At 41.3% G+C, this 21,354-nt stretch carries 28 protein-coding genes and 1 rRNA gene; 8 read left to right on the forward strand and 21 right to left on the reverse strand.

Features of this window, described 5'->3' with window-relative positions:
• Window positions 1-87: 87 nt before the first annotated feature.
• The 19 genes from AC5NT5_RS15700 to AC5NT5_RS15790 all read right to left on the reverse strand — a co-directional run bounded on the left by AC5NT5_RS15700 (window position 88) and on the right by AC5NT5_RS15790 (window position 13,454).
• Window positions 88-1,623: ribosomal RNA gene (locus AC5NT5_RS15700) — 16S ribosomal RNA — on the reverse strand.
• A 1,111-nt stretch (window positions 1,624-2,734) separates the two neighbouring features.
• Window positions 2,735-3,136, reverse strand: coding sequence for a 50S ribosomal protein L17 (gene rplQ / locus AC5NT5_RS15705; protein WP_002959450.1), 402 nt, complete (start codon window positions 3,134-3,136; stop codon window positions 2,735-2,737).
• A 39-nt stretch (window positions 3,137-3,175) separates the two neighbouring features.
• Window positions 3,176-4,162, reverse strand: a complete 987-nt coding sequence (locus tag AC5NT5_RS15710; RefSeq protein ID WP_002959452.1) for a DNA-directed RNA polymerase subunit alpha — start codon at window positions 4,160-4,162, stop codon at window positions 3,176-3,178.
• Between the two features lie 24 nt (window positions 4,163-4,186).
• Entirely contained in the window at window positions 4,187-4,807 is a 621-nt protein-coding gene (gene rpsD, locus AC5NT5_RS15715) for a 30S ribosomal protein S4 (RefSeq protein WP_002959461.1), read from the reverse strand.
• 21 nt (window positions 4,808-4,828) lie between these two features.
• Complete coding sequence (gene rpsK / locus AC5NT5_RS15720; protein ID WP_002959471.1) at window positions 4,829-5,215, reverse strand: 30S ribosomal protein S11; 387 nt, start codon at window positions 5,213-5,215, stop codon at window positions 4,829-4,831.
• 12 nt (window positions 5,216-5,227) lie between these two features.
• Complete coding sequence (rpsM, locus tag AC5NT5_RS15725; RefSeq protein ID WP_002959473.1) at window positions 5,228-5,584, reverse strand: 30S ribosomal protein S13; 357 nt, start codon at window positions 5,582-5,584, stop codon at window positions 5,228-5,230.
• A 125-nt stretch (window positions 5,585-5,709) separates the two neighbouring features.
• The gene (gene rpmJ / locus AC5NT5_RS15730) at window positions 5,710-5,823 is read right to left on the reverse strand and encodes a 50S ribosomal protein L36 (RefSeq protein ID WP_002959476.1); all 114 of its coding nucleotides are present in this window, start codon (window positions 5,821-5,823) and stop codon (window positions 5,710-5,712) included.
• A gap of 22 nt (window positions 5,824-5,845) precedes the next feature.
• On the reverse strand, window positions 5,846-7,174 hold the full coding sequence (gene secY / locus AC5NT5_RS15735) for a preprotein translocase subunit SecY (protein ID WP_002959478.1): 1,329 nt from the start codon (window positions 7,172-7,174) through the stop codon (window positions 5,846-5,848).
• 10 nt (window positions 7,175-7,184) lie between these two features.
• Window positions 7,185-7,619, reverse strand: coding sequence for a 50S ribosomal protein L15 (gene rplO / locus AC5NT5_RS15740; protein ID WP_002959480.1), 435 nt, complete (start codon window positions 7,617-7,619; stop codon window positions 7,185-7,187).
• 4 nt (window positions 7,620-7,623) lie between these two features.
• Entirely contained in the window at window positions 7,624-7,806 is a 183-nt protein-coding gene (gene rpmD, locus AC5NT5_RS15745; RefSeq protein ID WP_002959482.1) for a 50S ribosomal protein L30, read from the reverse strand.
• A 2-nt stretch (window positions 7,807-7,808) separates the two neighbouring features.
• Window positions 7,809-8,315 carry a 30S ribosomal protein S5 gene (rpsE, locus tag AC5NT5_RS15750; RefSeq protein ID WP_002959485.1) on the reverse strand — a complete coding sequence of 169 codons (507 nt, stop codon included), beginning with the start codon at window positions 8,313-8,315 and terminating at the stop codon, window positions 7,809-7,811.
• Window positions 8,316-8,324: 9 nt separating this feature from the next.
• On the reverse strand, window positions 8,325-8,675 hold the full coding sequence (gene rplR, locus AC5NT5_RS15755) for a 50S ribosomal protein L18 (protein ID WP_002959486.1): 351 nt from the start codon (window positions 8,673-8,675) through the stop codon (window positions 8,325-8,327).
• A gap of 9 nt (window positions 8,676-8,684) precedes the next feature.
• Window positions 8,685-9,218: a 50S ribosomal protein L6 gene (rplF, locus tag AC5NT5_RS15760; RefSeq protein ID WP_002959488.1), complete on the reverse strand. Its 534-nt coding sequence runs from the start codon at window positions 9,216-9,218 to the stop codon at window positions 8,685-8,687.
• Between the two features lie 13 nt (window positions 9,219-9,231).
• On the reverse strand, window positions 9,232-9,624 hold the full coding sequence (gene rpsH, locus AC5NT5_RS15765) for a 30S ribosomal protein S8 (RefSeq protein ID WP_002959491.1): 393 nt from the start codon (window positions 9,622-9,624) through the stop codon (window positions 9,232-9,234).
• 21 nt (window positions 9,625-9,645) lie between these two features.
• Window positions 9,646-9,951 carry a 30S ribosomal protein S14 gene (rpsN, locus tag AC5NT5_RS15770; protein ID WP_006794245.1) on the reverse strand — a complete coding sequence of 102 codons (306 nt, stop codon included), beginning with the start codon at window positions 9,949-9,951 and terminating at the stop codon, window positions 9,646-9,648.
• Window positions 9,952-9,961: 10 nt separating this feature from the next.
• A complete protein-coding gene (gene rplE / locus AC5NT5_RS15775) occupies window positions 9,962-10,501 on the reverse strand; it encodes a 50S ribosomal protein L5 (protein WP_010554915.1) in 540 nt (179 codons plus the stop codon).
• A gap of 16 nt (window positions 10,502-10,517) precedes the next feature.
• On the reverse strand, window positions 10,518-10,832 hold the full coding sequence (gene rplX, locus AC5NT5_RS15780) for a 50S ribosomal protein L24 (RefSeq protein WP_002959496.1): 315 nt from the start codon (window positions 10,830-10,832) through the stop codon (window positions 10,518-10,520).
• A 10-nt stretch (window positions 10,833-10,842) separates the two neighbouring features.
• Window positions 10,843-11,211 carry a 50S ribosomal protein L14 gene (gene rplN, locus AC5NT5_RS15785; RefSeq protein ID WP_002959498.1) on the reverse strand — a complete coding sequence of 123 codons (369 nt, stop codon included), beginning with the start codon at window positions 11,209-11,211 and terminating at the stop codon, window positions 10,843-10,845.
• Between the two features lie 272 nt (window positions 11,212-11,483).
• Window positions 11,484-13,454, reverse strand: coding sequence for an AsmA family protein (locus AC5NT5_RS15790; RefSeq protein WP_494514298.1), 1,971 nt, complete (start codon window positions 13,452-13,454; stop codon window positions 11,484-11,486).
• A gap of 232 nt (window positions 13,455-13,686) precedes the next feature.
• Between AC5NT5_RS15790 and AC5NT5_RS15795 the strand changes: the two genes are divergently transcribed.
• The 8 genes from AC5NT5_RS15795 (at window position 13,687) to AC5NT5_RS15830 (ending at window position 20,663) form a co-directional block, all read left to right on the forward strand.
• A complete protein-coding gene (locus AC5NT5_RS15795) occupies window positions 13,687-14,106 on the forward strand; it encodes a hypothetical protein (protein WP_002959502.1) in 420 nt (139 codons plus the stop codon).
• Between the two features lie 8 nt (window positions 14,107-14,114).
• Window positions 14,115-14,315, forward strand: coding sequence for a helix-turn-helix transcriptional regulator (locus AC5NT5_RS15800; protein ID WP_002959505.1), 201 nt, complete (start codon window positions 14,115-14,117; stop codon window positions 14,313-14,315).
• Window positions 14,316-14,470: 155 nt separating this feature from the next.
• Complete coding sequence (locus AC5NT5_RS15805) at window positions 14,471-15,634, forward strand: hypothetical protein (RefSeq protein ID WP_182712843.1); 1,164 nt, start codon at window positions 14,471-14,473, stop codon at window positions 15,632-15,634.
• 276 nt (window positions 15,635-15,910) lie between these two features.
• Entirely contained in the window at window positions 15,911-16,597 is a 687-nt protein-coding gene (locus tag AC5NT5_RS15810; RefSeq protein WP_024591363.1) for a TorF family putative porin, read from the forward strand.
• 192 nt (window positions 16,598-16,789) lie between these two features.
• The gene (locus AC5NT5_RS15815) at window positions 16,790-17,503 is read left to right on the forward strand and encodes a YIP1 family protein (RefSeq protein ID WP_182675491.1); all 714 of its coding nucleotides are present in this window, start codon (window positions 16,790-16,792) and stop codon (window positions 17,501-17,503) included.
• A 55-nt stretch (window positions 17,504-17,558) separates the two neighbouring features.
• Window positions 17,559-18,725, forward strand: coding sequence for an efflux RND transporter periplasmic adaptor subunit (locus AC5NT5_RS15820; RefSeq protein WP_494514299.1), 1,167 nt, complete (start codon window positions 17,559-17,561; stop codon window positions 18,723-18,725).
• On the forward strand, window positions 18,725-19,432 hold the full coding sequence (locus tag AC5NT5_RS15825; RefSeq protein ID WP_024594267.1) for an ABC transporter ATP-binding protein: 708 nt from the start codon (window positions 18,725-18,727) through the stop codon (window positions 19,430-19,432). The genes AC5NT5_RS15820 and AC5NT5_RS15825 overlap by 1 nt, the downstream gene beginning before the upstream one ends.
• Window positions 19,425-20,663: an ABC transporter permease gene (locus AC5NT5_RS15830; RefSeq protein ID WP_039490486.1), complete on the forward strand. Its 1,239-nt coding sequence runs from the start codon at window positions 19,425-19,427 to the stop codon at window positions 20,661-20,663. The genes AC5NT5_RS15825 and AC5NT5_RS15830 overlap by 8 nt, the downstream gene beginning before the upstream one ends.
• Window positions 20,664-20,676: 13 nt before the next feature.
• Here the strand turns inward: AC5NT5_RS15830 and AC5NT5_RS15835 are convergent, their stop codons facing one another.
• On the reverse strand, window positions 20,677-21,006 hold the full coding sequence (locus tag AC5NT5_RS15835; RefSeq protein WP_039490488.1) for a Bor/Iss family lipoprotein: 330 nt from the start codon (window positions 21,004-21,006) through the stop codon (window positions 20,677-20,679).
• Window positions 21,003-21,314, reverse strand: coding sequence for a Bor family protein (locus AC5NT5_RS15840; RefSeq protein ID WP_182672588.1), 312 nt, complete (start codon window positions 21,312-21,314; stop codon window positions 21,003-21,005). The genes AC5NT5_RS15835 and AC5NT5_RS15840 overlap by 4 nt, the downstream gene beginning before the upstream one ends.
• Between the last annotated feature and the right edge of the window lie 40 nt (window positions 21,315-21,354).

A 21,354-nucleotide genomic window follows, 5' to 3' on the forward strand; every position in this document is an offset into this window, starting at 1 on the left:
AGCATATTAATTAGTTATCCCAAAGGGACAAGCACTAATTAACAATCATCTGTGTGGACACTACGAACAAATAAGTTCTAAATCGTATAAGGAGGTGATCCAGCCCCAGGTTCCCCTAGGGCTACCTTGTTACGACTTCACCCCAGTCATGAATCACTCCGTGGTAAACGTCCTCCCGAGGGTTAGACTATCTACTTCTGGAGCAACCCACTCCCATGGTGTGACGGGCGGTGTGTACAAGGCCCGGGAACGTATTCACCGCGTCATTCTGATACGCGATTACTAGCGATTCCGACTTCATGGAGTCGAGTTGCAGACTCCAATCCGGACTACGACGCACTTTAAGTGATTCGCTTACTCTCGCGAGTTCGCAGCACTCTGTATGCGCCATTGTAGCACGTGTGTAGCCCTACACGTAAGGGCCATGATGACTTGACGTCGTCCCCACCTTCCTCCGGTTTATCACCGGCAGTCTCCTTAGAGTTCTCAGCATTACCTGCTAGCAACTAAGGATAGGGGTTGCGCTCGTTGCGGGACTTAACCCAACATCTCACAACACGAGCTGACGACAGCCATGCAGCACCTGTATCAGAGTTCCCGAAGGCACCAAACCATCTCTGGTAAGTTCTCTGTATGTCAAGTGTAGGTAAGGTTCTTCGCGTTGCATCGAATTAAACCACATGCTCCACCGCTTGTGCGGGCCCCCGTCAATTCATTTGAGTTTTAACCTTGCGGCCGTACTCCCCAGGCGGTCTACTTAATGCGTTAGCTTTGAAAAACAGAACCGAGGTTCCGAGCTTCTAGTAGACATCGTTTACGGCGTGGACTACCGGGGTATCTAATCCCGTTTGCTCCCCACGCTTTCGTACATGAGCGTCAGTGTTGACCCAGGTGGCTGCCTTCGCCATCGGTATTCCTTCAGATCTCTACGCATTTCACCGCTACACCTGAAATTCTACCACCCTCTATCACACTCTAGTTTGCCAGTTCGAAATGCAGTTCCCAGGTTGAGCCCGGGGCTTTCACATCTCGCTTAACAAACCGCCTGCGTACGCTTTACGCCCAGTAATTCCGATTAACGCTCGCACCCTCCGTATTACCGCGGCTGCTGGCACGGAGTTAGCCGGTGCTTCTTCTGTCAGTAACGTCACAGCTAGCAGGTATTAACTACTAACCTTTCCTCCTGACTGAAAGTGCTTTACAACCCGAAGGCCTTCTTCACACACGCGGCATGGCTGCATCAGGCTTGCGCCCATTGTGCAATATTCCCCACTGCTGCCTCCCGTAGGAGTCTGGGCCGTGTCTCAGTCCCAGTGTGGCTGATCATCCTCTCAAACCAGCTAGGGATCGTCGCCTTGGTGAGCCATTACCTCACCAACTAGCTAATCCCACTTGGGCCAATCTAAAGGCGAGAGCCGAAGCCCCCTTTGGTCCGTAGACATTATGCGGTATTAGCAGTCGTTTCCAACTGTTGTCCCCCACCTCAAGGCATGTTCCCAAGCATTACTCACCCGTCCGCCGCTCGTCAGCAAAGTAGCAAGCTACTTTCTGTTACCGCTCGACTTGCATGTGTTAGGCCTGCCGCCAGCGTTCAATCTGAGCCATGATCAAACTCTTCAATTAAAAAGTTTTATGTCTTTCGACAGCTCAATGAATTCTGAATTTTTTAATATCTTTCGATATTGAATTGACTGTGCCGAAGCAACTTATAAATAAGTTACTTCTGTTGGTCACTCAGTTTTCAATTGAGACTCTAATTTGTTTGCCTCGTTACTTGCTCAATAAAGAACGAAGTAGCTTGGCTGTTAGAACTCAATCTGTACGAGTGCCCACACAGATGATTGCTTTATATTGTTAAAGAACGTTGCGATTATAAAGTTGAACTTTATCTCGCTAGGGCTGCGCATATTACGCTTTCCTATTTTTTTGTCAATACTTAAATTTAAACTTTCTAAAAAGATTCAATCTAAGTTTTACTTAACACCCTGAGTTGTTCGTGCCTCGCTATGCGTTGCTGTTTCCCGTCTCAGTGGGGTCGCATTATAGGGAGATCCGAAAACAGATCAACCCTTTTTTGAGGAAAACTTGAAATAATGTGCTGTTCGCTGAGTATTTGAGCTAAACGCTCAAAAACACAACTAAACCTCCTGTATTGAGGGGTTCAAAGAGCTATTTAAAGTCAAAGTTATGGTAACTAGTGATCAGTAGAGACATATTTGGATCATCAATGCTGAAAAAGCCAACCAATAAGTTAAGAGTCGTGTTACTAAAATCATTTGAAATAGTCAAAAGCTGAGATTTAAATTCATTGGGCTATATTTTTATTTGAGAAGTGAGTTTACTAAGGCCCCAATGGTTAGCTTTACTATGAGGCTCTTAGTACCGGTATATAGATAAGAGAGCGACCCCATATATCTTCTGAGCAGCTCTAATCACTAAAAACTTCGTTAGGGATTGCTTAATGGTAGTTAAATTCGAAGTGCTATTATTAATAACTGTAAATCACTATATAAAGTGAAAATACTCTTTAACTAAAACCGGATAGGCTATTTTGGATGAATGGTAAGTAAAGGTAACTAGGCTAAGTTATTAAAACAGCAGTCAAAACAACCTATCGATTCAGAATCTATGAGTCGATGCACATAATAGAAGGTAATTACTGGTTCATATAGTTTGACAAATTTTAGGCAAGAAAAAGCCGAGCATAAGCTCGGCTTTTAGGTTTCTTTAAGACTTACTCTGCAGACTGTGCGTCTTCTTGAACTGCTTCGCTAGTCGCTGGGCGACCAACTAGTTCAATATAAGCCATTGGTGCATTATCACCAGTACGGAAGCCACACTTAAGAATACGAGTGTAACCACCTGGACGATCCGCGTTACGTGGACCGATTTCACTGAATAATTTACCAACAACTTCATTATCACGCGTGCGAGCAAACGCTAAACGGCGATTTGCTACACTGTCAGTCTTAGCCAGTGTGATTAAAGGTTCAATTACACGACGTAACTCTTTCGCTTTTGGCAAAGTAGTTTTGATGATTTCATGTTTCACCAAAGAACCTGCCATATTGCTAAACATCGCTTTACGATGGCTACTGTTACGGTTTAATTGACGACCACTCTTACGATGGCGCATGACCCTATCCTTCTAACTAAACTAATATAGTGATTTAGATTATTCAGCTAAGCTTGCAGGTGGCCAATTTTCTAGGCGCATACCTAGAGAAAGTCCACGTGAAGCTAGCACGTCTTTAATTTCAGTTAGAGACTTCTTACCTAGATTAGGCGTTTTAAGAAGCTCAACTTCAGTGCGCTGAACTAAATCACCGATATATTGAATTTGCTCGGCTTTCAAACAATTTGCTGAGCGTACTGTTAATTCAAGATCATCAACTGGACGAAGTAGAATAGGATCGAATTCTGGCTTCTCTTCTTTCTCTTCTGGCTCAGTTACATCACGTAAATCTACGAATGCATCTAATTGCTCAGCTAAGATAGTAGACGCACGGCGGATCGCTTCTTCTGGATCTAAAGTGCCGTTTGTTTCCATATCAATGATTAACTTGTCTAAATCTGTACGTTGCTCAACTCGAGCTGATTCAACCGAGTACGCAATACGTTCAACTGGGCTAAATGATGCATCAAGCAACAATCTACCAATTGGACGCTCATCGTCATCAGAGGATAAACGACTAGATGCCGGCACATAACCACGACCACGTTCAACACGAATACGCATGCTGATCTCGCTGTTATTTGTAGTTAAATTACAAATAACGTGATCTGGATTAGCAATTGTTACATCGCCATCGTGCTGAATATCAGCCGCAGTAACAGGGCCTACACCAGATTTAGTCAGGGTCAGAAAAACTTCATCTTTGCCTTCTAACGTTACTGCTAAACCTTTAAGGTTTAATAGTATTTCAATGATGTCTTCTTGAACGCCTTCTTTCGCGCTGTACTCATGTAATACACCGTCGATTTCAACTTCAGTTACTGCACATCCAGGCATAGATGAAAGTAATATACGGCGTAAAGCATTACCCAGAGTATGGCCAAAGCCACGCTCTAATGGTTCTAAAACTATTTTAGAACGCGTTGGGTTGATAGCGTCGATGTCGACTAACCTTGGTTTTAGAAATTCTGTAACAGAACCCTGCATTTTATCCTCTCTTAACTCTTAACTTTACTTAGAGTAAAGTTCGACGATTAGTTGTTCATTAATGTCCGCAGACAGGTCTGAACGCTCAGGTAGACGCTTAAAGCTGCCTTCCAATTTCTTACCGTCAACTTCAACCCAAGTCGGCTTTTCACGTTGCTCAGCCAACTCTAGAGCAGCGATGATACGTGCTTGCGTCTTAGACTTCTCACGGATTACAACAGTATCTTCTGGAGTAATTACGTATGAAGGAATGTTCACAACACGACCATTAACTAAAATCGCTTTATGGCTTACTAACTGACGTGCTTCTGCACGTGTGCTAGCAAAACCCATGCGATATACAACATTGTCTAAACGTTGCTCTAAAAGCTGTAACAAGTTTTCACCTGTGTTGCCTTTAAGGCGAGCAGCTTCTTTGTAGTAGTTACGGAATTGCTTTTCTAATACACCGTAGATACGACGTACTTTTTGCTTTTCACGTAATTGTAAACCGTAATCAGATAAGCGACCTTTACGAGCGCCGTGCTGACCAGGTGCAGTCTCAAGTTTACACTTAGAGTCGATAGCTCTTACGCCGCTCTTAAGGAACAGGTCAGTACCTTCACGACGACTCAGCTTGAGCTTAGGGCCCAAATATCTTGCCATGTTATTTCTCCTAACCTATTGTTAAACGCGACGTTTCTTCGGTGGACGACAACCATTATGTGGTATTGGCGTCACGTCAGTAATGTTGGTAATACGGTAGCCAGCAGCATTCAAAGCACGTACAGCAGATTCACGACCTGGACCTGGACCTTTAATGAAAACTTCTAGATTTTTTAAACCGTATTCTTGAGCAGCAGTACCTGCACGCTCTGCAGCAACCTGAGCAGCAAATGGTGTAGATTTACGTGAACCACGGAAACCTGAACCACCGGCAGTAGCCCATGATAGTGCATTACCTTGACGGTCGGTAATCGTTACAATAGTGTTGTTGAAAGACGCATGAACATGAGCCATACCATCAGCAACTTGTTTTTTAACCTTTTTACGACGAATTGGTGTCTTAGCCATAATACTATCCCCTTATCGCTTAATAGGCTTACGAGGACCCTTACGGGTGCGCGCGTTAGTCTTAGTTCTTTGACCACGTAGTGGTAAAGAGCGACGGTGACGTAGGCCACGATAACAACCAAGGTCCATTAGGCGCTTGATATTTAAAGTAACTTCACGACGAAGATCACCTTCAACAGTGTACTTGCCAACTGCATCACGCAGTACGTCAAGAATTTCGTCTGAAAGTTCACCGATTTTTGTGGTTTCGGCGATACCAGTCGCTTCTAAGATAGCCTTAGAGCGAGTCTTACCTATGCCATAAATAGCTGTTAAACCAATAACTGCATGTTTATGATCAGGGACGTTAATGCCAGCAATACGGGCCACTAACACATCTCCTATATTCGAATTTGGTAATCAAAAGTTTGAAAAGCCCGTAAGGATACTCAAACGAAGACCAAATCACTACTAAAAACACAGGCCGAGAAAACTCAGCCTGCACGACTGTTTACTTAGCCTTGCCTTTGCTTATGCTTAGGCTCACTGCAAATTACGCGTACTACACCAGCACGTTTAATAACTTTACAGTTACGGCATATTTTCTTAACGGAAGCACGTACTTTCATTGCTCAACTCCGTAAACTGACCTTATCGACCGTAGCCTTTAAGGTTCGCTTTTTTCAGCACAGAATCATACTGATGAGACATCAGGTGAGTCTGTACTTGTGCCATAAAGTCCATGATTACTACAACGATAATCAAAACTGATGTACCGCCGAAGTAGAATGGCGTTTGCCACGCCATCGTCATGAATTCAGGCACCAGACAGATAAAGGTTATATACAAAGCACCTGCCAATGTCAGGCGTGTCATCACTTTATCAATGTATTTAGATGTCTGCTCACCTGGACGAATACCTGGGATAAATGCGCCAGATTTCTTAAGGTTATCTGCTGTTTCACGTGGGTTAAAAACCAACGCTGTGTAGAAAAAGCAGAAGAAGATAATAGCCGCAGCTAAAACAAGCGAATACAACGGTTGACCTGGAGTCAACGTAGTAGCAACAGCTTGTAATACATCAGCGACTGGACCTTCACCTTGGCCGAACCAGCTAGCAATTGTACCAGGGAACAGAATTATACTGCTAGCGAAGATTGGTGGAATAACACCCGCCATATTTACTTTTAGTGGTAAATGCGTGCTTTGGGCAGCAAATACTTGACGACCTTGTTGGCGTTTAGCGTAGTTAACAACAATACGACGTTGTCCACGTTCGAAAAACACTACAAGATAAGTAACAGCGAATACGATTACCGCAACCATCAACAGTACAAAAACATTCAAATCACCTTGGCGCGCCATTTCGACTGTCGAACCAATAGCAGACGGCAAGTTAGCTACAATACCAACAAATATTAGAACAGAGATACCGTTACCGATACCACGCTCTGTTATTTGTTCACCCAACCACATAAGGAACATAGTACCAGTAACTAAACTCACCACAGCGGTGAAATAGAAACCCATACCAGGGTTAACAACTAACCCCTCCATCATGCCCGGTAAGCTAGTAGCAATACCGATTGATTGAATAGTAGCTAGCACAAGCGTGCCATAGCGTGTGTACTGGCTAATTTTTTTACGCCCTTGCTCACCTTCTTTCTTAAGCTCTATAAACGGAGGATACATATGCGTTAATAGTTGCGTAATAATCGAAGCCGAGATATACGGCATAATACCCAGTGCTAACACTGAAGCTCGCTCAAGTGCACCACCACTGAACATGTTGAACATTTCAACAATGGTGCCCTTTTGTTGCTCGAAGAAATCGGCAAGTACAGCGGCGTCAATCCCAGGGATCGGCACAAATGAACCTAGACGGTAAATTATGATAGCACCCAATACGAAGAGTAATCGGCGCTTCAATTCCGAAAGTCCACCTTGTGCACTTTTTGTATCTTGACCTGGTTTAGCCATTAGTACTTCCTTAGTCTTCTACCTTGCCTCCGGCAGCTTCAATAGCTTCGCGAGCACCTTTAGAGGCTTTAAGGCCTTTAACGGTAACAGCGCGTGAAACTTCGCCAGATTTAACAACTTTAACGAAAAGAACGTTCTTTTTAACTAGACCAGCTGCTTGTAACGCGCTTAGGTCTACCACATCGCCTTCAACTTTAGCGATTTCAAAAAGGTTTATTTCTGCAGATACTAAAGATTTGCGAGAAGTAAAACCAAATTTAGGTAGACGACGTTGCATAGGCATTTGACCGCCTTCAAAACCAACGCGTACTTTGCCGCCAGAACGTGATTTTTGACCTTTGTGACCACGACCACCAGTCTTACCTAGACCAGAACCGATACCACGACCAACACGTTTTGGAGCAGTTTTTGAACCTGCAGCAGGTGAAAGTGTATTCAAATGCATCGAATTAACCCTCTACCTTAACCATGTAAGAAACCTTGTTTATCATACCACGTACACATGCTGTGTCTTCTAACTCAACAGTGTGGTTGATACGACGTAAACCAAGACCGCGTAATGTAGCTTTATGTTTCGGTAAACGACCGATAGAGCTTTTTACTTGTGTTACTTTTACAGTTTGATTTGCCATGGTTACCCCAGTATTTCGTCTACGCGAAGGCCACGTTTTGCAGCGATTGACTGTGGAGAATTCATATTCTCAAGAGCCGAAATCGTTGCACGTACTACGTTGATTGGGTTAGTAGAACCGTAACATTTAGAAAGTACGTTCTGAACACCAGTCACTTCTAGTACTGCACGCATAGCACCACCTGCGATGATACCAGTACCTTCAGAGGCTGGTTTCATGAACACTAGTGAGCCAGCATGACGTCCCTTAACAGGATGCTGTAATGTATTGCCATTTAGGTCTACATTGATCATGTTGCGACGTGCTTTTTCCATTGCTTTTTGAATAGCAGCTGGAACTTCACGTGCTTTACCATAACCAAAACCTACTTTACCTGCGCCGTCACCAACTACAGTTAGTGCAGTAAAGCTAAAGATACGACCACCTTTAACTACTTTAGACACACGGTTCACCGCGATTAGCTTTTCAGCTAGATCAGGCTGTTGTTGCTTTGCTTCTACGTTAGCCATAGTCTACTCCTAGAATTGCAAACCGGCTTCACGCGCAGCATCAGCTAGCGCCTTCACACGGCCGTGATATTTAAAGCCACTGCGATCAAAAGCAATCTTTTCGATGCCTTTGTCAGCCGCACGTTCAGCAACCGCTTTGCCAACTGCTTGCGCAGCTTCAACGTTACCGGTGCCTTTAACTGTTTCGCTAATAGCCTTTTCAACAGTAGAAGCAGCAGCCAGTACATTACCCTCAGCATTTACAACTTGAGCGTATATGTGACGTGGCGTGCGGTGGATAACAAGACGCGTTGTGCCTTGTTCAATATAATTTCTACGAGTGCGTTTAGCACGACGTAGACGAGCTGTTTTTTTATCCATCGTCTTACCTTACTTCTTCTTAGCCTCTTTACGGCGTACATTCTCATCTGAATAACGAACACCCTTACCTTTATAAGGCTCAGGTTTACGGTATGCACGAATGTTAGCAGCTGTTTGACCAACTAACTGCTTGTCTACGCCCTTAACTAGAACTTCTGTTTGGCTTGGAGTTTCAATCGTAATTCCTTCAGGAACTGCGAAATTAACTGGGTGTGAGAAGCCAAGAGTTAAATCTAATGTTTTACCCTTCGCTGCAGCACGGTAACCCACGCCTACTAACTGAAGTTTCTTCTCGTAACCTTCATGCGTACCAACAACCATGTTGTTGATTAGAGCGCGAGCAGTACCTGCTTGAGCCCATGCATTAGCTACGCCATCACGAGGTAAAGTAGTAATAACGTTGTCATTTACTTGTACTTCAACAGCGTTGTTGATTGTACGAGTAAGTTCACCGTTTTTGCCTTTAACTGTGATTTCCTGGCCTTTTAATGTAACTTCTACACCGGCAGGAACAGTAATTGGTGCCTTTGCTATGCGAGACATAGTTCCCCTCCGATTAAGCTACAAAACCAATGATTTCACCACCAACACCAGCACTACGTGCTGCGCGGTCTGTCATTAGGCCTTTAGAAGTTGATACGATAGCGATACCAAGACCACCCATTACCTTAGGTAATTGGTCACGTTTCTTATAGATACGTAAACCAGGGCGACTTACACGCTGGATATTTTCAATTACAGCTTTGCCTTCGAAGTACTTCAACTCGATAGAAAGCTCAGGTTTAGTTTCGCCGTTAACAGCGAAATCTACGATATAACCTTCGTCTTTTAGTACTTTAGCTAATGCTACTTTCAGCTTTGAAGTTGGCATCGTTACAGATACTTTCTTCGCTGATTGACCGTTACGAATTCGTGTGAACAAATCCGCGATAGGATCTTGCAAGCTCATAGTCTTACTCCCATGATTCTATTACCAGCTAGCCTTTTTAAGGCCAGGAATTTCACCGCGCATAGCTGCTTCGCGAACTTTAATACGGCTCATGCCGAATTTGCGAAGGAAACCATGTGGGCGGCCCGTAATGTTACAACGATTACGTTGACGTGCAGGGCTAGAATCACGTGGTAAAGCTTGTAGCTTAAGTACCGCGTCCCAACGATCATCTTCAGATGTGTTAACATCACTGATGATAGCTTTTAGTGCAGCGCGCTTTTCAGCGTACTGAGCAACTAGTTTTGTGCGCTTTGCTTCGCGCGCTTTCATAGAATTCTTTGCCATAACCCTACCCTTATTTCTTAAATGGGAAGTTAAACGCTTCTAACAACGCACGGCCTTCCTCATCAGATTTCGCAGAAGTAGTGATAGTAATATCCATACCGCGTACACGGTCTACTTTATCGTAATCGATTTCTGGGAAGATGATTTGTTCACGTACGCCCATGCTGTAGTTGCCACGTCCATCAAAAGACTTTGCACTTACGCCACGGAAGTCACGAATACGTGGGATAGCGATTGATACCAAACGCTCAAAAAAGTCCCACATACGCTCGCCGCGTAGGGTTACTTTACAACCAATCGGGTAGCCTTCACGCACTTTAAAGCCAGCAACAGATTTGCGTGCTTTAGTGATTAAAGGTTTCTGACCAGAGATTGCTGCTAGATCCGCTACTGCGTTATCTAAAATCTTCTTGTCAGCTAGGGCTTCGCCCACGCCCATATTCAATGTGATCTTTTCGATCTGAGGGACTTGCATGACAGAGCTGAAACCAAACTTCTCTTGAAGTTCAGCAACTACTTTGTCTTTATATACTTCATGCAGTTTCGCCATCATTCTACTCCAACTATTAGATAGTTTTACCAGTAGATTTAAAGATACGTAATTTCTTACCATCTTCAATCTTGAAACCTACACGATCAGCTTTACTCGTTTCCGAGTTGAAGATCGCAACGTTTGATGCATCCATAGATGCTTCTTTCTCAACAATGCCGCCAGCTTGGTTCAATTGTGGAACCGGCTTTTGGTGTTTCTTGATCAAGTTTATGCCTTCGACAAAGATTCGACCAGATTCAGTAACAACTGAAAGCACTTTTCCGCGCTTACCTTTGTCTTTACCTGCTAGTACGATTACTTCGTCATCACGACGTATTTTTGCTGCCATGATTGGCTCCTTACAGTACTTCTGGGGCTAGTGAAACGATTTTCATGAACTTATCATTACGAAGTTCGCGAGTCACAGGGCCGAAAATACGTGTACCAATTGGCTGTAAGTTATCATTTAAGATAACAGCAGCGTTGCTGTCAAAACGGATCAGAGAACCATCTGGACGGCGAACACCTTTTCTGGTACGCACAACTACCGCGTTTTTAACATCACCTTTCTTCACTTTACCGCGAGGAATAGCTTCTTTTACAGAAACTTTAATGATGTCGCCAATCGCTGCGTAGCGACGGTGAGAACCACCAAGGACTTTTATACACTGCACTTTGCGAGCGCCGCTGTTATCAGCAACTTCCAGCTGAGTTTGCATTTGGATCATGTTAATGACCTCCGGTGTAGTAATTACAACGTGTCTTAAATTTGTTTAAAATCAAGACATTTCGATTAAATCCCACTCAAAAACAAACGAGTTGTCTCTTAAGGGCGGGCAATTGTACCAGCATTGAGGGGGTAGCGATAGGTTATTTTTTAATTAATTTGGAGTGATGGGAAATTAAAGCTGAGTAATTACGGCTATGTAGCTATTTTACAGGTGGTTACAAAACAAACAAGGCACCTGTAATGTGCCTTGTTTGTTTAAAGTGTAATAAATTAACCAAATAAACCTTTTAATTTATCTTTAATTTTATCTTTTGCTTTGTCTTTGGCTTTTTCTTTTGCCTCATCGACCTTCTGCTTAGCTTCATCTTTGAGCGCATCACCAACATCTAGCTTTATACCTACATCGTGGAAAGGCCCTTTTATACGTAGTGGTATTTTAAAGCCAGTGCTGTCATCGGTAGTTCCCTGACCTTCGATAGATCCAACTATACCTGTAACCAAACGATAGTTGACCGTTGTTTGCGGTAAATCAACGTCGCCTTCACCTGATATTCTAATAAGTGGGCTGATAAGTGATAGGTCGGTATTTTTGCCAACGCCATTAGTAAAGTTAAAACTTCCAGTTAATGCTGAAAAATCTGTTTGCTCAGATTCTTCAAATCCGGTATCAAGCCCTTCAGATGCAGCACCAAAGTTACCTGAAATGAGTTCCTTACCTTTACGAACCATCTCAGCTATATTTGCACCTTTTACAGCTCCATCAGCAAACTCAAATCCAAGCTTTCCATTAAGCGCACCAATAAACGACTTTTGACTTTGGCCAGTTGTGCTTAGGTTCCAATTTAAAGACCCCTTACCCATTAGCTTGTCAAAACCTGCCGCATCCGTTAATAAAGGCTGTGCATCTATTCCAGCTAAGTCAAAGTTAGTTGATATTTTATAAGGTACTTGCTGTGCGTTTACATTGATAACGCCTTTACCTGACCCTTCATAAGCAGAAAAGCTATCTAGGCTTAGTTTTGCAACGCTATTTTTTAAAGCAACAGTAAATTGATTTGCGCCTAATTTAATATCATTTGCTTTTAATCCACTTGAACGAATCACTACATTTGCATCTAGTGAATTTAATGCACTTAAATCAATTTTAGTGTCATCCCATACTATTGGCTCTGCAGGTTTATCTTCTTGCTCTTCTGGCTCTTCTTGTTTTGCCACTGCTTCAGGTAGATACGGGTTTAAGTCAAGCATACCTAAATCAATATCAGCATTTACTGCTAAACGCTTACCTAGGTTAAGCTCGCTCTTACCTTTTATTTCTAATGCGTCTAACGTCGCAACTAAATCTTCTAGATTAAATTTCTCACCTAGTAGGTGCATTTTACCGTTTACACTAAATCCGTTAAATGCATTGTCTTTAGCGTCTAGCTCTACACCTTGCCATTTCGCAATACTTTTAACAGACTCACCGCTTAGTGCTAACTGACCCTTAATATCTTGGCCTTGCTTAGCTATGCTCCCTTCGAACGTTAAATCAACTAAACGAGAATCTAAGGTTTGTTTAACATTAAAAGTAGCACCTTCAATTGCTTTAGCAGGAGTATCTAATTTTATATCAAGATCAAAACGCTCTTGCATATAAGTAATACCCCCTTTTACTTCTAATGTTTTACGAAGTGAAGGAAGTAAAATAGCGAGTTCTAAATCGCTAATTTGTTGTTTGGCACCTGTTTGACCATCTAGATAAGTAAATGTGCCGCCATAAATAGCAACCTCACCTAACTCAATATCAAAGTTATCTGGAAGCTTTATCGCTTCACCTGATTGGCTCTGCTCTTTTGGTTGCTCTGCAACTGCGTCAAACAACTGCCAATTGGCTTTACCATTTTTGTCGGTTTCTAATAGAATATTTGGTTCGTTTATCACAAACTTATCTAATTTAAACTCACCACCAAATAATGAAAACCAAGGTATGTGTACAGCAAGCTGTTTCATACTCGCCATATCGGCGCGCGAACCTGATTCCATATTTGCAAAATGCACGTCGTTAAGTTCTAACTTTAATGCAGGGAATACGCTAAGTGTTTTATCACCTTTAATAGTAAGAGTGCGCCCAGTTGTTTGTTCTACCTGTTCTGAAACTTTGTTAAAAATAGTATCAGTAGGGATTAAAAACGGTGCGGCAACAATTAGTGCTATACATAGTAAAAGTATTACACCTACAATTTTAAGTAAGGTTTTCATGATCGTCCTTTCAAACGTGCAAATAATGTTCTTATCATAGCGAGTGTTAGCCTTAAAATCATTGTCGTTCTGATAAAAAAGCTTTTTATTAGATATTACATTCCCATCCTGAATCGCCCCTGAAACATTTTGATACCTTTAGGTTACAAATAAATATTGACCCAATGAAACATTAAGGTTGCATTGATACCTACAGGTTACATATTGTAAAAATTTTAAAAGGAAATGAGCTATGTCTAATTACGATATTAAAAGTGAAGAAAAATTTATGGGCCAAAATGCATGGTTTTCATTATTCATGGGGGTCACTTTATTAATCATTAGTGTTTACCCAATGCTTAATCAAACATCAGCCCCACTATTGTTTTTAGGAACTGCTGCTTTTTTAGGTTCATTCTTTATGTTTGTGATCAGAGGCGGGTTTACATGGAGAATGAAATACCACCTTACATATAAAGATGAGTATTTAAATACCATCGACACTATTGCCTATAAACATGTCGTGCTTGGCTTACTTTTTAGTATGGGTGGCGTGTACTTACTCTCCGATACTCTTGCTTTAGAAGTATCTCACAGCATGATGGCTACATTTTACCTTGCTGTAATGAGTTTAATATACGGCGTATCAATTCTTTGGCAAAGCAAAGATTAGGAGCAAAAGTGCAAAATAAAATTGCAAAATACCGCAAAGAAGCAGGCCTTTCTCAACAAGACTTGGCTGATCTAATTGCGGTTTCACGTAAGACTATTAGTACAGTAGAAACGGCACGATTTACCCCTTCGGTAATAATTGCTCTAAAAATAGCAAAGCATTTTAATACCTCAGTTGAAAGTCTCTTTGTACTAGATAAAAATGATTGATACATGTTAAAGCGTTAGTCTCATTCTATTAGCAAAAACACCGATTTAGCTACTTCAATTACAACGTATGGAGGACAGCGCTGTTGTTATTAGCGTAATTGCGCTAAAATAGACCAGCAAAAAAATATATATCTAAACCGGAGATTCTACAAGGCATGAAAAAACTGCTAATTTCACCGTCAAAAATGACGCTAGGCGAACAAGAAAATCAAATCTATCAGAACATTCTGAAGCAATCTTCAGAATTAAGCCTTAACCTTATGGCCGTGAAAGTAGAAAACCACCCTGATGATTTTTTACCTTGGTGTTACGAATTGCTAAGTGCAAGCAGAGATCGTATGAACTACGATTTACTAGAGCCGCAGCAATTACCAGTACTTAAGAAGCTACACGATCAGCTTATTTCAGCTATCAGCTTTTTACAGGTTAAAACTTTACGTATTGCTCCGTGGCCTGTAGTAAGTGTATTTGTAGAACAACACAAAGACGTTATTGCTCTTGATGAACAGCTTCGCTTAGTAGACTACATTAAAAGCATTCGTGAACAATCTCTTAAAGATATGATTCCTGAAGACTTACTTGCGTTTAGCGGTAAGCACATGGCATCACTTGATCCAAGCACATACAACTTTGACGTTGAATGGTTTGCATCAACAAAAAGTGCGAAGAGCTTTCATCAAATGCTTGGCGATTTACCAGGTGCCTTTGACGATGCACTAGTAAATATTCCACTTGAAGGTGACATTACTCAATACGAATATCAACAATTTGTTGCTGCTTATTCAAAAATATTCACCGACAATAATGAAAAACCAACACTTGCGCCTGCAACACGACTGCTTGCAATGCGTCGCCCTGATATATTTACTCCGATCACAAACAATCGATTAGATGCATTATGCGGTGCCCTTGGTGTTTCTAAACTAAAAAATAGTGATTTTGAGCGTTACTGGCAAGATATTGTAAAAGGTATTCAAGCTATGTCATGGTACAAAATGGCTAAACCTAGTAATGAGTTAGAAGCACAATTAGTTGCTATTAAAGCACTAATCCCATGTTTCTTTCACTATGCTGATGCAAAAACACCAGATAACTCTAACTACATCAAACTGTTAAGTAAGCCTAAACGAACTACAACTACGACAGGTAAAACTCAGCGTAGAGGTAAAGAGTCTGCAGAAATTTTAGTAGACCGCGCACTTGCTGCTGACGATATTCCTGAGCACATTCGCAGTAAGCGCGATTCAATTGTGAGTGAAGTTCAAAAAGGTCGTAGTGTAAACGAAACAATTAGCCTTATGCGCACTATATTTGGCTAAAAACTTCTAATTTAGCCGTACTTTTATGGTGCGGCTAGGTTAATTTATGCACCAGCAGTGTGCGCAACATCTTCCTACATGCCATATCTCTTCTCAATCTATAAAATACAAGCCCATGTTTTTAATGTATAAAAATAATTTTTAATAAAAAATAATGAAGCTGGCACACACAGTGCAATTATCCCGTTAGTTAAACAATAAAAAGCCGTCAGCCTAAAGGTTCCGATTACATAATAAAAACCTTGGCGAGCAAAAATCATATAACGGGAAATGGACATGCTAAAACTAAAAAAAACCATCGCTATAAGTGCTATAGCATTAATGGGCGCAACATCTTTAACGTCAACAGCCGTACATGCTGAAGTAACTGCTAATGCAGCGGCAACATCAAACTACTTATGGCGTGGTCAAGAGCAAACTGGGGGCGATGCAGCTATTTCAGGCGGTATTGATTACGCCAATGAATCGGGCTTTTATGCAGGTACTTGGGCTTCAAACGCATCGTGGGCCGATGAAATGACCTATGAGCTTGACTTATATGCAGGCTTTGGTGGCGATATTAACGAAAGTGTTAGCTACGATGTTGGTTATATTTATTACGCTTACCCAGACGCAGCTTCTGAAGCAGACGCAGATTTCTCTGAAATTTACGGTAGCATCAGTGTTGAAGGCTTTACCTTTGGTGCTTCTGTACTTGCAACATCAGCTGCAAGTGGTGATGGTACAGACTTTGGTGATTCACTTTACCTGACAGCTGATTACGGTTTTGCTGTTGGCAGTAACGGCACTGAAATGGCACTTCACTTAGGCCACTACTCTGGTGACTTTATTGGCGATGATAATATCTTAGATTACGGTGTATCAATTTCGAAAGACGGTTTTACTTTTGGTTTGTCTGATACAGATATGGATGATTCAGATATTAAAGCTTACGTTGCTTATTCTGTAGACTTTAATTTATAAGAAAGAATGTGTTACTTGCTGCGACACGAAGGGCCTTTTGGCCCTTTTCTCGTTTTTGCACAAGACCCCTCACATCTGTTAACAAACCGTTACAATTGAATGAAAACAATACATACATTTTCCTTTATTCTATTACCTAGTCACTGGGCATTTATAACTGCCTAGCCATAAAATAGGTATAAAGGAATAATAATGAAATCACCTAACGCGTTTAGCGCCCTACTCGATATTTATATAAGTCCTAGTAAAGCTTTCAATGGTGTTGAACACGCCAAAGGTTGGTCATGGCTTGCTTTTATAGTCATGTCTTTAGTTTCAATGGCGAGTATTTATATTTTTTATTCCACTGTTGATATGCAGTTTTTGATTAATGAGCAAGTAGCAGCATCAACTATTGATGCGACGATTGGCGAGCAAAAAATGATTCGCCAAAGTATAGAGCAAAATGCAGAAGGCCAAATATGGTTTGGTTTGTTTGGCGGCGTAATTGCGCTGGCTATCATGAATGCATTAATGGCACTTTATTATATGCTTGTGGCTAAACAAGATCCTGAATCAGAACATAGCTACGGAGCTTGGTATGGATTCGCTACCTGGACAATGATGCCAGTTGTTATTTCAAGCCTAGGAACAATTGCTCTTGTACTAAGTGCAAGTACAGATCAAATATCTCAACAAGCCGTATTTAGCTACGCATCTATTAACCAATTAATAATAGGACTTGAAATTGGCCATCCTTTTTATAGCTTATTAGAATCAATAAACTTATTTAGCTTTTGGAGCATTTCGCTGGGAATGATCGGCTTAAAATGCTGGACTAATTTTTCAACTAACAAAGCACTCCTATTCTCTGCTCTTCCTTCAATTATTATTTTTGGTATTTGGGCAATCATTGCAGCAAGTTAACTCTTAAGTGGAGGTAGATACTAGCTCCACATTACTTAATTCACGGATAGATAAAATGAAAAAAGCAATAATCATCACACTCGCTGTAGGCGCATTTATAGCCCTAATTGTGTCAAAGCAAATTTCTGGCGATGAAAAACAAGCCGAAGTAAATATTGCTCAAGTAGAGCTTGGCGACATTGCTGACTCAATAATGGCTTCAGGTAATTTAGTTTTTAATACACAAGTGCAATTACGCTCTGAAGTGACGGGCCGAGTAGATAAAATATTTGTTCAAGAAGGCCAAGGAGTTAAACAAGGCGATATGTTAATGCGCCTTGATACAACTGCCTTTGAATCAGAAGTTACCCGTAGTAAAGCAATCCTTCGCGCCACAGAAATTGAAATTAAACACAATAAAACACGCCTTGCTAACCTAGAGCGCCAACTTAAAAGACAAAAAGACTTATATGATGTCGGTTTAGGTAATCAAGAGAGCTACGAGAATATTGAAAGCGCACGCGATCTAGCTAAAATCGATATTGAATCACGAATAGAGTCGTACAACCAAGCACAAGCGTCACTACAAATTGCGCAAGATCGCTTAAGTAAAAGTGTATTTAGAGCTCCAATGAGCGGCTTGCTTGCATCTGTAAATATTAAAGAAGGTGAAACCGTTATAGCCGGTACTACTAATATTATTGGCTCTGATTTAATGCTAGTAGCCGATCCTAGCGCTATCTTAGCCGAGCTACGTGTGGATGAAACCGACATTGCGAGCATTAAGCTTAACCAAAAAGCGAATATTTATGCGGCCGCATACCCTAATAAACCATTTAGCGGCACAGTAATCAATATTGGTACTTCAGCTAAAAACCAAGCCGGCTCTCAAGGTTTATCGTTTAAAGTAAAAGTATTACTCGATACTACTGAACGCCAGCTATATGCAGGAATGAGTTGTAGAGCAGAGATCGCAACAAGCATTGCCGAAAACGGTTTAAAACTTCCAATAGAAGCAATCCAAAAAGAAGACGATAAAACATTTGTATGGCGACTAAATAGTGATAACACCGTTAGCAAAATTGCCGTAACTGTTGGAATATCATCTGATATAGAACAAGCAATTACTGACGGCTTAAATGAGGGCGACAAAATAGTTATTGGTCCTGCGCGCCCAGTAAGTCTTCTGACTGAAGGTAATGTGGTAAAACTTAAATCAGATGCAGACAAGGAAGAAGCCTAATGTCTGCGGTAATCAAGCTAGAGCATATTAATAAACAATACAAAATGGGCTCAGAGGTATTTAAGGCACTTGATGATGTAAACGTACATATAATGCAAAACGAATACGTGGCGATTATAGGACCTTCTGGTTCAGGCAAGTCGACCTTAATGAACTTACTAGGCTGTTTAGATACACCCAGCAGTGGCGAATACTACTTAAAAGATAAACTAGTAAAAAGTATGACCGAGACAGAGCTTGCTCATCAGCGTAATGAAAGTGTCGGGTTTATATTTCAAAGCTTTAACTTAATACCACGTGCAACCGCACTAGAAAATGTAATGCAGCCTTTAGTATATCGCTTTATTCCTAGTAAACAACGCAAGCAACAAGCTCTAGAAGCACTAAAGCGGGTAGGTCTCGGTGATAAAGTTAATCATTTATCTAGCCAGCTATCGGGCGGGCAACGTCAACGTGTTGCGATTGCCCGCGCTTTAGTCACAAAACCACATATATTATTAGGAGATGAACCCACAGGTAATCTTGATAGTAAAACGACCCGCGAAATTATGGATTTGTTTGATGAGCTGCATAACGAAGGTCACACTATTATTTTAGTAACACATGAGCAAGAAATTGCCGATCATTGCCAACGCGTGATTCGTTTAGTGGACGGTAAAGTGGTAAGTGATGTAACTAAAGATGAAGGAATCAAGCAGCATGTTTAAATCAGCTCTTGCCATAATGGAAGGCACTAAGGCCGCTTTTTCAGCTATTAAAGCTAATGCAATGCGCAGCGCACTGACCTGTTTGGGCATTATTATTGGTGTTGCCGCCGTAGTTACTGTCGTTGCAGTAATGCAAGGTTTTACAAAGCAAATAAACGATCAACTTGCTGATATGTCGCCAGATGTAACAACAATAAAACCTTACACCAGTATTGAACTTGAAATGGTTGGTAAAAATGCCAAGCTTACCTACGACGATTTTTTAGCTTTAAAGTCGCGTATAAAAGAAGCTGAAACGCTAACTGCCCTAATGTTTACCTGGCGCTTTTCGGGGGGAGCTGAGTATGGAAATAAAAGCCATTCATCGCGTGTTATCGGTACCGAGCAAGACTATCAAAAAGCGTATCGTACTTATCCTGAACTTGGTCGCTTTATTCGTGCTGAGGACGATGATAAGCGAAGAAGGGTCGCATTTATCGGCCCTTCAATCATAGAAAAGCTAAACCTTCCTGAAAACCCAGTAGGTGAATATATAAAGCTAGGTGGTGAATGGTTTAGAATTATTGGCGTTGCTGAAAAACAAGGTAGCTTATTTGGTTTTGACCAAGACGATTACATTAATATTCCAATTAGTACCATGAGTGCTTTAGAAGGCGGAAGTACACAAACTAATGTGCAAATTATGTTTAGGTTAAATGAAGGTACTAACGAAGAACAAGTGCTTGCAAAAATCACTCGTGTATTGCGCCAACTACATAAACTAAAAGAGAAAGATGAAAACGACTTTGAATTTGAAACCGCTGAAAAATCTCGTGCTCAAATAGATAAATTTACCAGCAGTGCTACTGCTATTACTGCTGGTATTGTTGGCATTAGCTTACTTGTTGGCGGTATTGGTGTTATGAACATAATGCTAGTGTCGGTCACTGAACGCACACGCGTTATTGGTACATTAAAAGCACTAGGCGCAACACCTGGTTTTATTATGCTGCAGTTTTTAGTTGAAGCCGTTGTGCTTTCACTTTTTGGTGGTTTAATAGGACTCATTATAGGATATGGCGCCGCAGGGCTTATTTCGTTTTTAGTCCCAAGTATGCCTGATGCATACATACCAGTATGGGCTGTAATACTATCGTTCGGATTTACATCAATGATTGGGATTATATTTGGTTTAGCCCCTGCTATTAAAGCAGCAAGACTAAACCCTATAGATGCACTGCGTTACGAATAACTATTTTAAATAATTATTTAGCTTTAAATGGTACCTTATTACATTGTACTTCTACTGTTTTAGGGTACCAAGCTGGGCCAATTTGATTCACAACCACCTCAGCTAAACCATTAGTAAACGATTTATACGTATGAACGCTTTGCCACTCCCCTTGTGGGCAATGTTTTGTTAAATCTAACGGCTCTGATCCCTCGTACAACGCAAGTGCAAAATTATGATGCCACTGTGAGCTTTTTAGCGTTTTATTGCTTACTTTGCTCTGCATACCGTTATCAAAGTAAATATTTGTACACCCCGTTAAAATAATCAGTGTGCAACCGGCTGCAAATAGCTTGATGCTCATAATGTCTCCCCTAGTACTTGCTCTTGGCACCACACTTTGATGGTATGGGGCGAGTATATTCCAAGCGTAATTAAACTCAGCGCTCCATCACTAAACGTTTGTTGTGACTGCATTTGAATAACCGGTGTATTTGAACATATTTGTTTTACGTCTACCCGCTGCTCACCCACTAATCCCCATAAATAAAATGGGCGGCTATCTTCGTAATTAGCTTGGCTCGTTATTTTTGCTATTGCCTGTGGCTGAATGGTTACCGCAGAACAAGCACTGAGGCTTAATGCTATCGCCCCTATAATTAATGGTTTCATACTCCTCCTTATAAACTAAATACCAGTAAGGTAACTTTAT

Source organism: Pseudoalteromonas sp. J2K-J599 (assembly GCF_059295115.2).

Coding starts and splice junctions, on each gene's coding strand:
- rplQ (WP_002959450.1), bottom strand. CDS start 3,136: ATGCGCCATCGTAAGAGTGGTCGTCAATTAAACCGTAACAGTAGCCAT.
- AC5NT5_RS15710 (WP_002959452.1), bottom strand. CDS start 4,162: ATGCAGGGTTCTGTTACAGAATTTCTAAAACCAAGGTTAGTCGACATC.
- rpsD (WP_002959461.1), bottom strand. CDS start 4,807: ATGGCAAGATATTTGGGCCCTAAGCTCAAGCTGAGTCGTCGTGAAGGT.
- rpsK (WP_002959471.1), bottom strand. CDS start 5,215: ATGGCTAAGACACCAATTCGTCGTAAAAAGGTTAAAAAACAAGTTGCT.
- rpmJ (WP_002959476.1), bottom strand. CDS start 5,823: ATGAAAGTACGTGCTTCCGTTAAGAAAATATGCCGTAACTGTAAAGTT.
- secY (WP_002959478.1), bottom strand. CDS start 7,174: ATGGCTAAACCAGGTCAAGATACAAAAAGTGCACAAGGTGGACTTTCG.
- rplO (WP_002959480.1), bottom strand. CDS start 7,619: ATGCATTTGAATACACTTTCACCTGCTGCAGGTTCAAAAACTGCTCCA.
- rpmD (WP_002959482.1), bottom strand. CDS start 7,806: ATGGCAAATCAAACTGTAAAAGTAACACAAGTAAAAAGCTCTATCGGT.
- rpsE (WP_002959485.1), bottom strand. CDS start 8,315: ATGGCTAACGTAGAAGCAAAGCAACAACAGCCTGATCTAGCTGAAAAG.
- rplR (WP_002959486.1), bottom strand. CDS start 8,675: ATGGATAAAAAAACAGCTCGTCTACGTCGTGCTAAACGCACTCGTAGA.
- rplF (WP_002959488.1), bottom strand. CDS start 9,218: ATGTCTCGCATAGCAAAGGCACCAATTACTGTTCCTGCCGGTGTAGAA.
- rpsH (WP_002959491.1), bottom strand. CDS start 9,624: ATGAGCTTGCAAGATCCTATCGCGGATTTGTTCACACGAATTCGTAAC.
- rpsN (WP_006794245.1), bottom strand. CDS start 9,951: ATGGCAAAGAATTCTATGAAAGCGCGCGAAGCAAAGCGCACAAAACTA.
- rplE (WP_010554915.1), bottom strand. CDS start 10,501: ATGGCGAAACTGCATGAAGTATATAAAGACAAAGTAGTTGCTGAACTT.
- rplX (WP_002959496.1), bottom strand. CDS start 10,832: ATGGCAGCAAAAATACGTCGTGATGACGAAGTAATCGTACTAGCAGGT.
- rplN (WP_002959498.1), bottom strand. CDS start 11,211: ATGATCCAAATGCAAACTCAGCTGGAAGTTGCTGATAACAGCGGCGCT.
- AC5NT5_RS15790 (WP_494514298.1), bottom strand. CDS start 13,454: ATGAAAACCTTACTTAAAATTGTAGGTGTAATACTTTTACTATGTATA.
- AC5NT5_RS15795 (WP_002959502.1), top strand. CDS start 13,687: ATGTCTAATTACGATATTAAAAGTGAAGAAAAATTTATGGGCCAAAAT.
- AC5NT5_RS15805 (WP_182712843.1), top strand. CDS start 14,471: ATGAAAAAACTGCTAATTTCACCGTCAAAAATGACGCTAGGCGAACAA.
- AC5NT5_RS15810 (WP_024591363.1), top strand. CDS start 15,911: ATGCTAAAACTAAAAAAAACCATCGCTATAAGTGCTATAGCATTAATG.
- AC5NT5_RS15815 (WP_182675491.1), top strand. CDS start 16,790: ATGAAATCACCTAACGCGTTTAGCGCCCTACTCGATATTTATATAAGT.
- AC5NT5_RS15820 (WP_494514299.1), top strand. CDS start 17,559: ATGAAAAAAGCAATAATCATCACACTCGCTGTAGGCGCATTTATAGCC.
- AC5NT5_RS15825 (WP_024594267.1), top strand. CDS start 18,725: ATGTCTGCGGTAATCAAGCTAGAGCATATTAATAAACAATACAAAATG.
- AC5NT5_RS15830 (WP_039490486.1), top strand. CDS start 19,425: ATGTTTAAATCAGCTCTTGCCATAATGGAAGGCACTAAGGCCGCTTTT.
- AC5NT5_RS15835 (WP_039490488.1), bottom strand. CDS start 21,006: ATGAGCATCAAGCTATTTGCAGCCGGTTGCACACTGATTATTTTAACG.
- AC5NT5_RS15840 (WP_182672588.1), bottom strand. CDS start 21,314: ATGAAACCATTAATTATAGGGGCGATAGCATTAAGCCTCAGTGCTTGT.